Here is a 14,185-nt window from a genome sequence, read left to right on the forward strand (position 1 = left end):
CTCATGAAGAAAAGATTATTCTCAGTGCTGGCATTCTCTGCCAGCCTTTTTTTATCTCAGCAGACTATTGCGAAAGAGAAAGACTCAGCATTTGTTCCGTTCTATTTCAGTACTGAGACTATGGGCAGCACCATCGGTCTAGCGGGTGTTGCGAAAGGAGTTGGACAGCCGCAGGCCGCATTGTTTGGTATGGGGTTGTATTCTGAGAAAGACAGCTATGTCGGCTTTCTTTCTGCATTCAACTACGCTTTGTCGCCAAACCTATTGTTTAGTACGCAAATGTACCAAGCGCGTTTTAACGACAATCCTTACTACTTAGGTGATCAAGGCTCAAACAGCTCTTCAACGGAAGACAAAACCGTGACCAATGGGGATGAAGAGAACTACAAGCTTGAATTCAAGTACCTGCTTCCTTGGGGTAATGTTCGTGAACATGGCCTGCTCGGTGCATTCCAACCGGTTCGAGATGTCAGTTTTGCTTCTCCAGTTGAATCGGGAGTCAGTTCGATCATCTTCACGCCTTTTTACTCATCTCGAGAGTTGGATATCTACAGTGATAAAAAGGAAGAGGCGACAGGTTTCACGTTAACATTTGATTGGGATAACCGAGACAGTGTTCGTAATACCACTCGCGGCTCGCATACTTCTTTCGATCTAACCACGGGCGCGGACAGCTTTCAGTCTGAAGACTTGTGGTTGAAATGGGAATTCCAAAATAGCCAATACTATTCACTAGGTCCGTTAGGCGATTTGTTTGATCAGCAAGTACTCGCCTTTGATTTCTACACCGCGGATACCCCTACGTGGAACCAGTGTGATAGTGCAGTATGCAGTCGCCCACCAGAGCAAGAGCAAGTTCGTCTTGGCGGTTTATATCGTCTGCGCGGTTACACCGCAGGCCGTTACCATGGGCGCTCAGCGATTCACTACTCTGCTGAATATCGAGTGCTGCCAGATTGGCAACCGCTGGATGATATTCCATTCATCAACTACTACGATTTGCCTTGGTGGCAGTGGGTAGCTTTTGTCGAAGTGGGTAGAGTTGCAGATGAATACAATCTTAAAACATTACATGAAGACATGAAGTGGAACATCGGTGGTGCAGTGCGCTTCCAAGTCGAGGGTATTGTTGTTCGTGCTGAAATGGCCAAAGGTGCTGATGAAGGCACCTTCCGAGTAATGATCAATCAGCCCTTCTAAATTGAGATAAAACAAAGGCTAACCAGTTGGTTAGCCTTTGTTTTATCTGAACTATTCACCGTTGATGGTTGCGATGACACGACGGCTTCCGCCGTAATCGCGGTGCTCACCCAAGTAAATACCCTGCCACGTTCCTAACGCTAATTGACCGTTTTGGATGGGAATTTTCACACTACTGCCAAGTAAAGACGCTTTAATATGGGCTGGCATATCATCATCGCCTTCATAAGTGTGTTGGTAGTACGGGGCACGCTCAGGAACAAATCTGTTGAAGTGGGCTTCCATATCCATGCGTACTGTTGGGTCGGCATTTTCATTCAAGGTCAAACTGGCCGAAGTGTGTTGAATAAACAGGTGTAACAAACCTACTGAAAGCGATTGGATTTGTGGTAATTGTTGTTCAATTTCATCAGTGATGAGATGGAAACCACGGCTACGCGCTTTTAATTGCAGTGTTTTTTGTGCCCACATATGCGTTCCTTTGGAAAAATTCGATTTGGCGTCTATCCTAATCCAATTAGAGCCTATCATGAGTAGATGATATGATTCCCGACATCTTAAATGAATTGTTCAAATTCGAAACAGGGAACGTGACCTAACTCAATGTGAGTGTAAAGGCACTCGGTCATAATTGATGATTGAAAAAAAATTACAAAGCCTTGTTTTGTGGCAATTCGCCCAAACATCTAATTTATATTCTTTTTGCTAAATCGGGGATTCCACAGTTTTCGCTAGACTGTAAGGAATGGAACCTACTGTAACATCGGGATAAAGACCATGTTGAAAAATATCAACCCAACGCAAACACAAGCTTGGAAAGCGCTAACGGCGCATTTCGAATCTGCACAAGATATGGATCTGAAAGAGCTATTTGCTCAAGACGCAGCGCGTTTCGACAAATACTCTGCACGCTTCGGCTCAGACATCCTAGTCGATTACTCAAAGAACCTAATCAACGAGGAAACTCTGAAGCACCTTTTCGCTCTTGCTAACGAGACTGAGCTTAAGTCAGCAATTGAAGCGATGTTCAGTGGTGAAGCGATCAACAAAACGGAAGATCGCGCTGTTCTTCACACTGCATTACGTAACCGTTCGAACAAGCCAGTAATGGTTGGCGGCGAAGACGTAATGCCAGCGGTAAACGCGGTTCTAGAGAAAATCAAATCATTCACTGATCGCGTAATTGGCGGTGAGTGGAAAGGTTACACAGGTAAAGCAATCACAGACATCGTAAATATCGGTATCGGCGGTTCTGACCTTGGTCCTTACATGGTGACTGAAGCACTAGCACCATACAAAAACCACCTAAACCTACACTTCGTTTCTAACGTTGATGGTACTCACATCGTTGAGACTCTGAAGAAAGTCGATCCAGAGACAACACTATTCTTGATCGCGTCTAAGACGTTCACGACTCAAGAAACCATGACAAACGCGCACTCTGCTCGTGGTTGGTTCCTTGAAACTGCTGGCGATCAAGCACACGTTGCTAAGCACTTCGCAGCGCTTTCTACTAACGCTCCTGCGGTATCTGAATTTGGTATCGACACAGACAACATGTTTGAGTTCTGGGACTGGGTTGGTGGTCGTTATTCTCTATGGTCAGCAATCGGTCTTTCAATTGCACTAGCAGTAGGTTACGACAACTTTATTGAGCTTCTAGACGGTGCTCACGAGATGGACAACCACTTCGTGTCTACAGATCTAGAAAGTAACATCCCTGTAATTCTTGCTCTGATCGGCATTTGGTACAATAACTTCCACGGCGCAGAGTCAGAAGCAATTCTACCTTACGATCAATACATGCACCGTTTCGCAGCGTATTTCCAGCAAGGTAACATGGAATCTAACGGTAAGTACGTTGACCGTGAAGGTAACGCAGTAACTTACCAAACAGGCCCAATCATTTGGGGTGAACCTGGTACAAATGGTCAGCACGCGTTCTACCAGCTGATTCACCAAGGCACTAAACTGATCCCATGTGACTTCATTGCACCTGCAATCAGCCACAACCCAGCAAGCGATCACCACCAAAAACTGATGTCTAATTTCTTTGCACAAACAGAAGCTTTGGCATTTGGTAAGCCTGCGGAAACAGTGAAAGCAGAATTTGCGAAAGCAGGTAAGAGTGAAGAAGAAATGGCGTCACTAGTGCCATTCAAAGTGTTTGAAGGTAATCGCCCAACAAACTCTATTCTTGTTAAACAAATCACACCTCGCACGCTAGGTAACCTGATCGCAATGTACGAGCACAAGATCTTCGTTCAAGGTGTTATTTGGAATATTTTCAGCTTCGACCAATGGGGTGTTGAGTTAGGTAAACAACTAGCGAACCAAATCCTACCTGAGCTAGCTGATGGTTCTGAAATCAGTTCACACGACAGCTCTACAAACGGTCTAATCAATGCATTCAAAGCGTTTAAAGCTTAATGTTTGAATAGAAAAAGAAAAGGTCAGCAAATGCTGACCTTTTTTATTGTCTGAGACAGAAACAAATAGGTTGGCATTTACCAACTTATTTATTCTCTATTATTCGAAGCAAATCTCGATGAAGGCATTTCCCCACTGTGAAGAGAAAGGCATGATGATGATTGAGCCTTCACACTTGTGGCGAATGGTATGGCCTCTACCTGATACCACAACTGGCGTTGCCATATCAAAGTCGAATCCACTTTCCGCTAGAATACGTTTCGCACCACCAGTCACCATGTTAGTGATTTCACCAACCATGTCCGTCACTTCTTCGTTCAGCCCGTTTGGACGTTCACCAAGCATGTTCTGCATGATTTCTAGTGCTAACGCTTCATCAAAGGTAATCGACATTGAGCCACGAGTTTGTTGGCCTACCATACCGATAAGACCAGAAACGTCACCTCGTGCGATCTCATCTTTCTTGATTCGCGGTTTTTGTGGCTTCAGTTCTAGCGAAGCCATAGTTTTTAGAACATTCATTAAAGAAGCTAAAAACGGGTTTACAAATTCAGCGCGCATACGTTCTTCTATCTTTCTTCTTTCGTCTCCGAGGAACACGCCTGGCATTCGCCATGGGTTTCGATAACTTGATTCGTCAGTTTGAATCCATGTTTCTCGGCGTTATTGGCTAACAAGGATATCAGCGTCTCGTCTTCGAGTTCAACGACATCGCCACATTTATCGCAAATTAACAGTTGGAAAAAGTGCTGTTGAGTATTGAACGAACAGCAAGTGATAAAGCTGTTCGTTGATTCCACTCGATGAATAAAGCCTTGTTCTAGAAGAAAATCTAATGCTCGATAAACAGTCGGTGGCTTAGCCTGAGGCTCACTCTCTTTCAGTTGCTCCAATAGCTCATACGCACTAGAGGCGCGGCGATTAGAACAAATTAGCTCAAAAACGCGTCGGCGTTGCGGAGTCAATCTTACTCCACGTTCCATGCATATACTTTCAATTTGTTCAAGGATTGTTGGGTCCAAATCTTTCACCATAACTATCGGACGTGCTTTATGATAAACCATTTCTATACGAAGTTCGTTTAGAAATACTGCATTTTACCTACTATCAGACCGAAAATCATGAACTAAAGCAAGTCGATGAAGAGTAGAGTGAGCAACGGATATCACAGAACGAGATACCAATGCCTAAATGCGCTTATCAGCGATTGAATTCACAAGGCTCGCATCCACTGCACAGTGGGTATACAATACCCGACTTAATTTTTTGAGCGCACCTTCGCGCTCTACCTTTGCAACGTAAAAACGGGTGTTTATATCATGACTCATTCTTGCAGGCTCTCTGTAGCACCAATGTTGGATTGGACAGATCGTCATTGTCGCTACTTCCATCGCTTAATGACCAAAGAAACCCTGCTGTACACCGAAATGGTGACCACAGGCGCGATCATTCATGGAAAAGGAGATTTCCTTGCTTATAACGAAGAAGAGCATCCGTTAGCCCTTCAGCTTGGCGGTTCAAACGCAGCGGATTTGGCTACGTGTGCCAAACTCGCTCAAGAGCGTGGCTATGATGAAATCAACCTAAATGTAGGTTGTCCATCGGATCGCGTTCAAAACGGTCGCTTTGGTGCGTGCCTAATGGCTGAGCCTCAATTGGTTGCAGACTGCGTTGCGGCGATGAAAGACGTGGTTGATATTCCTGTTACGGTAAAAACTCGTATCGGTATTGATGACCAAGATTCTTACGAGTTCCTAACGGATTTCGTATCTATTGTTTCTGAGAAAGGCGGTTGTGAGCAGTTCACTATCCACGCACGTAAAGCATGGTTAAGTGGTCTAAGCCCGAAAGAAAACCGTGAGATCCCACCATTGGATTACCCACGCGCTTACCAACTGAAGAAAGATTTCTCACACTTAACGATTGCAATTAACGGTGGCGTGAAATCACTGGAAGAAGCGAAAGAGCATCTACAACACCTAGATGGCGTGATGATCGGCCGTGAAGCTTATCAAAGCCCTTACTTGCTAGCATCTGTTGACCAAGAGTTGTTTGGTTCAAATGCGCCAGTGAAAAAGCGCAGCGAAATCGTTGAAGAGATGTACCCGTACATTGAAGCGCAATTGGCAAAAGGTGCTTACCTTGGCCATATCTCACGTCATATGCTGGGTCTGTTCCAAAACATGCCGGGTGCTCGTCAATGGCGTCGTCACATCAGTGAAAACGCGCACAAACCGGGTTCTGGTCTAGAAGTTCTGCAAGATGCGCTGGCGAAGATTCCAAAAGAATTGAACGTGTAAATTTCACCAGTGGTTGGTGAAAATTACCAACTTAAAAATAGAAAAGCCAGAGTGCAGAAATGTCTCTGGCTTTATTTTTACTTATAGATCATGGTGTTATTCTTGTTTTAATAAGTTGGTACAGAACCTGCTCTAGTAAAACTAAAACAAAGGAGAAGTGATTATGTTGGAGCTGATCTTTATTTTAGTATTTGCGGCAACTCTGCTCGTGACTGGTATTACGATGGTGACTGTATTTGCTGCGACTGGCATTGCATTGGTGGTGATGTTCTTATTGGGCATGGTTGGAGCTGTGCTAAAACTATTGCCTTGGCTAATAGTGATTGCATTAGGCATATGGTTTTTTAAAAACTTCGTCGCTCAGCCTCGTTATAAGTAACGGATTGTAGAGATTTAGTTGATGGTGGGCTGTGAGAGTATGTTAGTATTTCTCACATGCCCCTTAATGTTGAAATCAGCTATCTCGGAGTAAAAATTACATGACATATAAAGCGACCATCGCTTTAGCGACACTATCGTTGGCAGCATCTTACCCTTGTTTTGCAGAACAAGAGTCTTCTTTCACAACCACGGTTGGTGCAGAAGTTTGGGTTGCGGATACCAAAGTGAATGAAGTAAGAAGAGATAGCGATACAACGGGTACTTTCTACGCAGCGATTGAACATGACGTAAAATACGTTCCAAACGCGCGTCTTCGTTATTCAAGCGTTGATGCCGATTACATGGGTTTCGATAAACTAGACCTCACTCTTTACTACCAAATTCTTGAACACGACTTAATGCACTTTGATGCGGGTCTGACCTTTAGTAATTTGAGTGATACCAAATACGTAGACGCAGGTACCAATGCTCGTACAGAAGATTTTGATGAGCTGATTTGGGCTTGGTATGGCTACGCAGAAATCACCGTGCCAAATACAAACTTTGATGTGATTGGTGAGATGAACTTTGGTGATAACAAGGGCATTAAGAGTACCGACCTTATGGCTGGTGTTCAGTACCGTATTCCTTTCCAAGAGTCTGAATTGACATTCCGTGGTGGTTACCGAGTGATCGACTTGGAGTCAGAAGAGTTTCTATCGAGCCTAGGAAAAGAGTTCATTTTTGCAGACGGTTTCTTCGTTGGTGCCCAGTACTCCTTCTAAACACATTTCTCTGAATCTCTTAAAACGTCGCTTTATAAGCGGCGTTTTTTTATATCACTTCATTATATTAAATCGAATTTCTCGCCCAAGTATCAGACTTCGACCATGCTTATCTAGGAGCAATGTATAAAAGTTGGAGCAGGGATTGCGATGACAATAAATGAATTACGACATCTATTTCGTGACAACCAGCTAGTAGAAGCCATCATCGAGCCTTCAATTCAAGAAGGTGGGTGGGTTGTTGAGTTTCGCCATGCACGCGGTGGGTTTGTCTGTCTAACTGACAGTCACGGGGAAGAGTGCCATTATGATGATCTCGATACGGCATCCAAATCGGCAATGGCTGTCGGCTTTCAGCAGGTTCGTATTGAAGATCGGTGAGTCTTAGCGCGACTTGCTTACTTCCAAAAAGTTATAAAACATTCTCTTCTATTCTTTCTTGTTATTAGAGAGAGTGGTTAATCTATCGTCACGCAATGAATAGGGATGTCGTGACAATGTCTTTTCAACAGAATGAATATTCTCACAAGAAAGTGTCGGAAGATAATAATGGGCAAGGTGGTAATCCACCAATCGCAAGCCCGCTTAATGACCAGCAATTTAACTCACTCCAGCAAACTGTCTCAGAGTTGTCTTCACAGCAACTTGCATGGGTCAGCGGTTACTTCTGGGGACTCGCTCAAAACCAACCAAGTGCAGCGGCGGCAACGCCAATCGCACAGGCCGCTGCTTCTGTTGCTGCAAAACCAGCAGGTAAGCTAAGCATCATTTTTGCTTCTCAAACCGGTAATGCGAAAGGTGTTGCTGAAGCACTAGAGCAAGAAGCTAAAGCAGAAGGTATTGCTGTAGAGCTGTTTGATGCTAGCGATTATAAAGGCAAGAACTTAGCAAAAGAGACTCACGTGATCATCGTGGCGTCGACCAATGGTGAAGGCGAAGCGCCAGATAATGCCATTGAACTGCATGAGTTCCTTCAATCTAAGAAAGCACCCAAGTTACCAAATCTGCAATACGCCGTGATTGCGCTGGGTGATTCTAGTTACGAGTTCTTCTGCCAAACGGGCAAAGACTTCGATACTTACTTGTCTAAGTTAGGTGCAACTGCCTTCATCGATCGCATTGATTGTGATGTGGATTATGAAGCGGCGGCTGCTGAATGGCGTAAGCAAGCGCTTGAACAAGTAAAAGAAGCCCTTTCTTCAGGTAATGAAGCAGAAGTCGTCCAACTACCTGTTGGTCAAGCCGCTCCAGGACATTCTGCTTATAACAAGCAAAACCCATATACCGCAACGTTACTGACAAGCCAGAAAATCACGGGTCGTGATTCGGGTAAAGACGTTCGTCATGTAGAGATTGATCTCGAAGAATCAGGTTTAACTTATCAAGCCGGCGATGCTTTAGGGGTGTGGTTCGATAATAGTTCAGAGTTAGCCAACGCGATCTTAGCTAAGGCTGGTCTATCCGGTGTAGAAAGTGTTGAAGTGGATGGCGAAAGCCTTTCTATTCATAGTGCATTGGTTAGCAAATACGAAATCACCGCATCAAACCCTCAGTTTGTCACTAAATTCGCAGAGCTATCTGGTAGTAAGAAACTGCAAAAGATAGTGGAAGATAAAGACAAGCTTCGTGAGTACGCTGCAAATACTCAAGTTGTGGATGTGCTTGCAGAGAAGAAGACCAAGCTAAGTGCCGACGAGTTGGTTGGTTTGCTTCGTCGATTGACGCCTCGTCTATATTCTATTGCTTCGAGTCAAACGGAAGTCGATGAAGAAGTTCATCTAACCGTAGGCTTGGTTGAATACGACAAAGGTGATGAAAAACGTTATGGCGGAGCATCGAGTTTCCTCGCTCAACGTCTAGAAGAAGGTGGTGAAGTGAAAGTGTTTGTTGAGCACAACAATAACTTCAAACTGCCACAAGATGACAACACACCAATCATCATGGTTGGTCCTGGTACCGGTATTGCGCCTTTCCGTAGCTTTATTCAAGAGCGTGATAACCGTGACGCGGAAGGTAAGAACTGGTTGTTCTTTGGTGACCGTACCTTTACTCAAGATTTCCTTTACCAAGTGGAATGGCAAAAGTACCTCAAGTCAGGTTTGCTGACTCGCCTTGATGTCGCGTTTAGCCGTGACCAAGCAGAGAAGGTATATGTTCAACATCGCATCCTAGAAAACGCTGAGCAAGTGTGGCAATGGATTCAAGATGGTGCCTACATCTATGTATGTGGTGATGCCACTCGCATGGCAAAAGATGTTCACGATGTGCTGGTATTTGTAGCCGAGCAACAAGGCAAGCTATCTCGTGAAGAAGCCGAAGCATTTATCAACGATCTACGTAAAGCGAAACGTTACCAAAGGGATGTGTACTAATGAGCGCGAATCAACAATCAAACAGCCAAGAAGTATTAGGTGAGGTGCTTGGTCCACTCTCGGATAACGAGCGCCTTAAAAGAGAAAGTAACTTACTGCGTGGAACGATTGAACAAGATCTGCAAGATCGTATTACTGGTGGCTTTACTGCAGACAACTTCCAATTGATTCGTTTCCACGGAATGTACCAGCAAGATGACCGCGATATCCGTAACGAGCGTGCTAAACAAAAGTTGGAGCCGCTGCACAATGTCATGCTTCGTGCACGTATGCCGGGCGGCATCATTACGCCAAAGCAATGGCTAGCGATCGACAAGTTTGCAACTGAGCACTCTTTATATGGAAGTATTCGTCTTACGACTCGTCAAACGTTTCAGTTCCATGGCGTGCTAAAACCAAATATCAAGTTGATGCACCAAACGCTCAACAGCATTGGTATTGATTCGATTGCCACCGCGGGTGATGTTAACCGTAACGTGTTGTGTACCACTAATCCAGTGGAGTCGGAACTACACCAAGAGGCTTACGAGTGGGCGAAGAAGATCAGTGAACATCTATTACCGAAGACACGCGCTTACGCAGAGATTTGGTTAGACGGTGAAAAAGTAGAAAGCACGGAAGAAGACGAACCGATTTTAGGCAAGAACTACTTACCACGTAAGTTTAAAACCACAGTGGTTATCCCACCGCAAAATGACGTAGACGTACACGCTAACGATCTTAACTTTGTAGCGATTGCAGATAACGGCAAGCTGGTTGGTTTTAACGTGCTTGTCGGCGGTGGTTTGGCAATGACGCATGGTGATACGTCAACCTACCCACGCAGAGCGGATGATTTTGGTTTTATCCCACTAGAGAAAACGCTTGATGTTGCGGCTGCCGTAGTAACGACGCAACGTGATTGGGGTAACCGTTCAAACCGTAAGAATGCAAAAACGAAGTACACATTAGATCGTGTCGGCAGTGATGTCTTTAAAGCAGAAGTAGAAAAGCGTGCTGGTGTTAAGTTTGAGCAAAGTCGCCCTTACGAATTTACGGAGCGTGGTGACCGTATCGGTTGGGTTGAAGGGATTGATGGTAAGCATCATCTAGCGCTTTTCATTGAAAACGGCCGCCTACTAGATTTTCCGGGGAAACCACTCAAGACTGGTGTTGCTGAAATTGCCAAAATCCATAAAGGTGATTTCCGCATGACAGCAAACCAAAATTTGATTGTTGCTGGTGTACCAAAAAGCCAAAAATCGAAGATCGAGAAGATTGCTCGTGAACATGGCTTAATGGATGATGGTGTGAGTGAGCAGCGTAAGAACTCGATGGCGTGTGTCGCATTTCCTACTTGTCCGCTCGCGATGGCCGAGGCTGAACGATATCTGCCTCAGTTTGTTACTGATGTTGAAGATATTCTAGAAAAGCATGGTCTACCGGAAGAAGACAATATCATTCTTCGTGTAACAGGGTGTCCAAATGGCTGTGGCCGAGCAATGTTGGCAGAAATCGGCTTAGTTGGTAAAGCGCCGGGTCGATACAACTTACACCTAGGTGGTAACCGCGGCGGTACTCGAGTACCGAAGATGTATAAAGAGAACATTACGGATAAGCAAATCTTAGAAGAGATTGATCAGCTGGTGGCTCGTTGGGCTGCTGAACGTGAAGAAGGCGAAGCATTTGGCGATTTCACGATTCGAGCTGGCATTATCCAAGAAGTGTTTGTATCAAAGAGGGACTTCCATGCTTGATTCTGTAGCGTCCAAACCGGAGCTAGCAGAGTTACTGACATTAACTAAGACGGAGCAAATCCTCCGTCTTGCTCAAATCAATGTCGAGCTCGAACAGCTTTCGGCACAAGAGAGAGTAAAGTGGGCATTGGAGAATTTGGAAGGGGAGTTCGCAGTCTCATCCAGTTTCGGTATCCAAGCAGCAGTGATGCTCCATCTTGTGACACAACAAAAGCCGGACATTCCAATCATCCTAACGGACACCGGATATCTATTTGCGGAGACTTATCAATTTATTGATCAGTTGAAAGCGCAACTGAGCCTCAACCTTAAAGTATACCGAGCAAAAGAAAGCGCCCATTGGCAAGAAGCACGTTACGGAAAACTTTGGGAACAAGGTATAGAGGGAATTGAAAAGTACAACAAGATAAACAAAGTAGAACCAATGCGACGGGCTCTGCGTGAGCAAAATGTCGGTACTTGGTTTTCAGGACTGCGTCGAGAGCAAAGCCAATCTCGTGCAGGTCTACCAATCTTGTCGATTCAAAATGGTGTATTTAAATTCTTACCAGTGATCGACTGGACGAATAAAGATGTGCATTACTACCTAGAAGAACATGGTTTGAGTTATCACCCTTTATGGGACCAAGGATATCTTTCAGCAGGTGATACTCATACAACAAGGAAGTGGGAACCAGGCATGTCAGAAGAAGAAACCCGCTTCTTCGGTTTAAAACGAGAGTGTGGTCTTCATGAAGATGAGGGTGCAGAACAAGATGGTTCTGGCATCTAGTCATTTGGACGTCGAAACACACGTATCGGCTAAATAAAGAAAGCTGCTGTAAAGCAGCTTTCTTTATTTACAGTAAGTAAAAATGAGGCAAAAAAGGATAACTCTGTGGATAAGTTGTTTAACTCTTTGGGGTAAAGTTTGATAAATAAGCCTTTGAATGAAAAGTCGACGTTTAACCATTATTTTGTAATTTTTGCAAAATAACGCTTGCCAACGTGAGCGCGATCTCTATAATGCCACCTCATCGACAGGGCAAGCGCTCACAAGGGTTCAAGCAACGTCGATAAGGTCAGAAAGAAAAGCGAAATAATTTGAAAAAGTGTTTGACACAAAAAATGATCTCGCTAGAATGGCCGCCTCTTCCGAAGTGATATGAGTCACAAAGAAGAATCGCTCTTTAAAAATATAGACCTATCAATCTGTGTGGGCACTCGTTGATGATAATCCAATTAGAAACTTCGGTTTCAAATTAGGTTTCAATGAACTGAGTGACCAATCAAGTCTTCGGACTTGGCACAGTCAATTCATTATCATTCTGTTGGAATGATAATAGCTTTAAAATTACTTCTTACTTTCGAGTAAGGATGAGTTTTGAAGTCAGTATTCGTTGAGCCGAACAAAATCTTAAATTGAAGAGTTTGATCATGGCTCAGATTGAACGCTGGCGGCAGGCCTAACACATGCAAGTCGAGCGGAAACGACTTAACTGAACCTTCGGGGAACGTTAAGGGCGTCGAGCGGCGGACGGGTGAGTAATGCCTAGGAAATTGCCCTGATGTGGGGGATAACCATTGGAAACGATGGCTAATACCGCATGATGCCTACGGGCCAAAGAGGGGGACCTTAGGGCCTCTCGCGTCAGGATATGCCTAGGTGGGATTAGCTAGTTGGTGAGGTAATGGCTCACCAAGGCGACGATCCCTAGCTGGTCTGAGAGGATGATCAGCCACACTGGAACTGAGACACGGTCCAGACTCCTACGGGAGGCAGCAGTGGGGAATATTGCACAATGGGCGCAAGCCTGATGCAGCCATGCCGCGTGTGTGAAGAAGGCCTTCGGGTTGTAAAGCACTTTCAGTCGTGAGGAAGGTAGTGTAGTTAATAGCTGCATTATTTGACGTTAGTGACAGAAGAAGCACCGGCTAACTCCGTGCCAGCAGCCGCGGTAATACGGAGGGTGCGAGCGTTAATCGGAATTACTGGGCGTAAAGCGCATGCAGGTGGTTTGTTAAGTCAGATGTGAAAGCCCGGGGCTCAACCTCGGAATAGCATTTGAAACTGGCAGACTAGAGTACTGTAGAGGGGGGTAGAATTTCAGGTGTAGCGGTGAAATGCGTAGAGATCTGAAGGAATACCGGTGGCGAAGGCGGCCCCCTGGACAGATACTGACACTCAGATGCGAAAGCGTGGGGAGCAAACAGGATTAGATACCCTGGTAGTCCACGCCGTAAACGATGTCTACTTGGAGGTTGTGGCCTTGAGCCGTGGCTTTCGGAGCTAACGCGTTAAGTAGACCGCCTGGGGAGTACGGTCGCAAGATTAAAACTCAAATGAATTGACGGGGGCCCGCACAAGCGGTGGAGCATGTGGTTTAATTCGATGCAACGCGAAGAACCTTACCTACTCTTGACATCCAGAGAACTTTCCAGAGATGGATTGGTGCCTTCGGGAACTCTGAGACAGGTGCTGCATGGCTGTCGTCAGCTCGTGTTGTGAAATGTTGGGTTAAGTCCCGCAACGAGCGCAACCCTTATCCTTGTTTGCCAGCGAGTAATGTCGGGAACTCCAGGGAGACTGCCGGTGATAAACCGGAGGAAGGTGGGGACGACGTCAAGTCATCATGGCCCTTACGAGTAGGGCTACACACGTGCTACAATGGCGCATACAGAGGGCAGCAAGCTAGCGATAGTGAGCGAATCCCAAAAAGTGCGTCGTAGTCCGGATTGGAGTCTGCAACTCGACTCCATGAAGTCGGAATCGCTAGTAATCGTGGATCAGAATGCCACGGTGAATACGTTCCCGGGCCTTGTACACACCGCCCGTCACACCATGGGAGTGGGCTGCAAAAGAAGTAGGTAGTTTAACCTTCGGGAGGACGCTTACCACTTTGTGGTTCATGACTGGGGTGAAGTCGTAACAAGGTAGCGCTAGGGGAACCTGGCGCTGGATCACCTCCTTATACGATGATTACTCACGATGAGTGTCCACACAGATTGATACGGTTTATAAG

General features: G+C 45.3%; 12 protein-coding genes and 1 rRNA gene. 10 read left to right on the top strand and 3 right to left on the bottom strand.

Annotation, left to right across the window (positions count from 1 at the left end):
* Positions 1-3 precede the first annotated feature (3 nt).
* Positions 4-1,200 (top strand): BamA/TamA family outer membrane protein, encoded by a 1,197-nt coding sequence (locus C1S74_RS12705; protein ID WP_045399079.1) that lies wholly within the window; start codon positions 4-6, stop codon positions 1,198-1,200.
* Positions 1,201-1,251: 51 nt separating this feature from the next.
* Here C1S74_RS12705 and C1S74_RS12710 read toward each other — a convergent pair whose 3' ends face one another.
* Positions 1,252-1,671, bottom strand: a complete 420-nt coding sequence (locus C1S74_RS12710) for a secondary thiamine-phosphate synthase enzyme YjbQ (RefSeq protein ID WP_045399077.1) — start codon at positions 1,669-1,671, stop codon at positions 1,252-1,254.
* 306 nt (positions 1,672-1,977) lie between these two features.
* Between C1S74_RS12710 and pgi the strand changes: the two genes are divergently transcribed.
* On the top strand, positions 1,978-3,630 hold the full coding sequence (gene pgi / locus C1S74_RS12715) for a glucose-6-phosphate isomerase (protein ID WP_045399075.1): 1,653 nt from the start codon (positions 1,978-1,980) through the stop codon (positions 3,628-3,630).
* A 99-nt stretch (positions 3,631-3,729) separates the two neighbouring features.
* Here the strand turns inward: pgi and C1S74_RS12720 are convergent, their stop codons facing one another.
* Both C1S74_RS12720 and zur read right to left on the bottom strand, forming a co-directional pair.
* Positions 3,730-4,191 (bottom strand): chemotaxis protein CheX, encoded by a 462-nt coding sequence (locus C1S74_RS12720; protein WP_045399073.1) that lies wholly within the window; start codon positions 4,189-4,191, stop codon positions 3,730-3,732.
* Positions 4,192-4,199: 8 nt separating this feature from the next.
* Complete coding sequence (zur, locus tag C1S74_RS12725; RefSeq protein ID WP_045399146.1) at positions 4,200-4,664, bottom strand: zinc uptake transcriptional repressor Zur; 465 nt, start codon at positions 4,662-4,664, stop codon at positions 4,200-4,202.
* A 285-nt stretch (positions 4,665-4,949) separates the two neighbouring features.
* Between zur and dusA the strand changes: the two genes are divergently transcribed.
* The 8 genes from dusA (at position 4,950) to C1S74_RS12775 (ending at position 14,134) form a co-directional block, all read left to right on the top strand.
* A complete protein-coding gene (gene dusA, locus C1S74_RS12735) occupies positions 4,950-5,930 on the top strand; it encodes a tRNA dihydrouridine(20/20a) synthase DusA (protein WP_032802564.1) in 981 nt (326 codons plus the stop codon).
* 163 nt (positions 5,931-6,093) lie between these two features.
* Complete coding sequence (gene pspG / locus C1S74_RS12740) at positions 6,094-6,309, top strand: envelope stress response protein PspG (protein WP_005438463.1); 216 nt, start codon at positions 6,094-6,096, stop codon at positions 6,307-6,309.
* A gap of 100 nt (positions 6,310-6,409) precedes the next feature.
* Positions 6,410-7,075 (top strand): TIGR04219 family outer membrane beta-barrel protein, encoded by a 666-nt coding sequence (locus C1S74_RS12745; protein WP_005438464.1) that lies wholly within the window; start codon positions 6,410-6,412, stop codon positions 7,073-7,075.
* A 150-nt stretch (positions 7,076-7,225) separates the two neighbouring features.
* Positions 7,226-7,456, top strand: a complete 231-nt coding sequence (locus C1S74_RS12750; RefSeq protein ID WP_005438465.1) for a hypothetical protein — start codon at positions 7,226-7,228, stop codon at positions 7,454-7,456.
* 116 nt (positions 7,457-7,572) lie between these two features.
* Positions 7,573-9,447: an assimilatory sulfite reductase (NADPH) flavoprotein subunit gene (locus C1S74_RS12755; protein ID WP_103415294.1), complete on the top strand. Its 1,875-nt coding sequence runs from the start codon at positions 7,573-7,575 to the stop codon at positions 9,445-9,447.
* On the top strand, positions 9,447-11,183 hold the full coding sequence (gene cysI / locus C1S74_RS12760) for an assimilatory sulfite reductase (NADPH) hemoprotein subunit (RefSeq protein WP_045399070.1): 1,737 nt from the start codon (positions 9,447-9,449) through the stop codon (positions 11,181-11,183). Before C1S74_RS12755 ends, cysI begins: the two co-directional genes overlap by 1 nt.
* Positions 11,176-11,955, top strand: a complete 780-nt coding sequence (locus C1S74_RS12765; protein WP_045399067.1) for a phosphoadenylyl-sulfate reductase — start codon at positions 11,176-11,178, stop codon at positions 11,953-11,955. Before cysI ends, C1S74_RS12765 begins: the two co-directional genes overlap by 8 nt.
* Before the next feature lie 626 nt (positions 11,956-12,581).
* Positions 12,582-14,134, top strand: a 16S ribosomal RNA gene (locus C1S74_RS12775).
* Positions 14,135-14,185: the final 51 nt, after the last annotated feature.

Origin of the sequence: Vibrio hyugaensis (genome assembly GCF_002906655.1) — a bacterium.
GTDB classification, from domain to species: domain Bacteria; phylum Pseudomonadota; class Gammaproteobacteria; order Enterobacterales; family Vibrionaceae; genus Vibrio; species Vibrio hyugaensis.

What these genes read in the sequence shown, in the direction of transcription:
- C1S74_RS12705 (WP_045399079.1), top strand. Translation starts at nt 4, where the DNA reads ATGAAGAAAAGATTATTCTCAGTGCTGGCATTCTCTGCCAGCCTTTTT.
- C1S74_RS12710 (WP_045399077.1), bottom strand. Translation starts at nt 1,671, where the DNA reads ATGTGGGCACAAAAAACACTGCAATTAAAAGCGCGTAGCCGTGGTTTC.
- pgi (WP_045399075.1), top strand. Translation starts at nt 1,978, where the DNA reads ATGTTGAAAAATATCAACCCAACGCAAACACAAGCTTGGAAAGCGCTA.
- C1S74_RS12720 (WP_045399073.1), bottom strand. Translation starts at nt 4,191, where the DNA reads ATGCGCGCTGAATTTGTAAACCCGTTTTTAGCTTCTTTAATGAATGTT.
- zur (WP_045399146.1), bottom strand. Translation starts at nt 4,664, where the DNA reads ATGGTGAAAGATTTGGACCCAACAATCCTTGAACAAATTGAAAGTATA.
- dusA (WP_032802564.1), top strand. Translation starts at nt 4,950, where the DNA reads ATGACTCATTCTTGCAGGCTCTCTGTAGCACCAATGTTGGATTGGACA.
- pspG (WP_005438463.1), top strand. Translation starts at nt 6,094, where the DNA reads ATGTTGGAGCTGATCTTTATTTTAGTATTTGCGGCAACTCTGCTCGTG.
- C1S74_RS12745 (WP_005438464.1), top strand. Translation starts at nt 6,410, where the DNA reads ATGACATATAAAGCGACCATCGCTTTAGCGACACTATCGTTGGCAGCA.
- C1S74_RS12750 (WP_005438465.1), top strand. Translation starts at nt 7,226, where the DNA reads ATGACAATAAATGAATTACGACATCTATTTCGTGACAACCAGCTAGTA.
- C1S74_RS12755 (WP_103415294.1), top strand. Translation starts at nt 7,573, where the DNA reads ATGTCTTTTCAACAGAATGAATATTCTCACAAGAAAGTGTCGGAAGAT.
- cysI (WP_045399070.1), top strand. Translation starts at nt 9,447, where the DNA reads ATGAGCGCGAATCAACAATCAAACAGCCAAGAAGTATTAGGTGAGGTG.
- C1S74_RS12765 (WP_045399067.1), top strand. Translation starts at nt 11,176, where the DNA reads ATGCTTGATTCTGTAGCGTCCAAACCGGAGCTAGCAGAGTTACTGACA.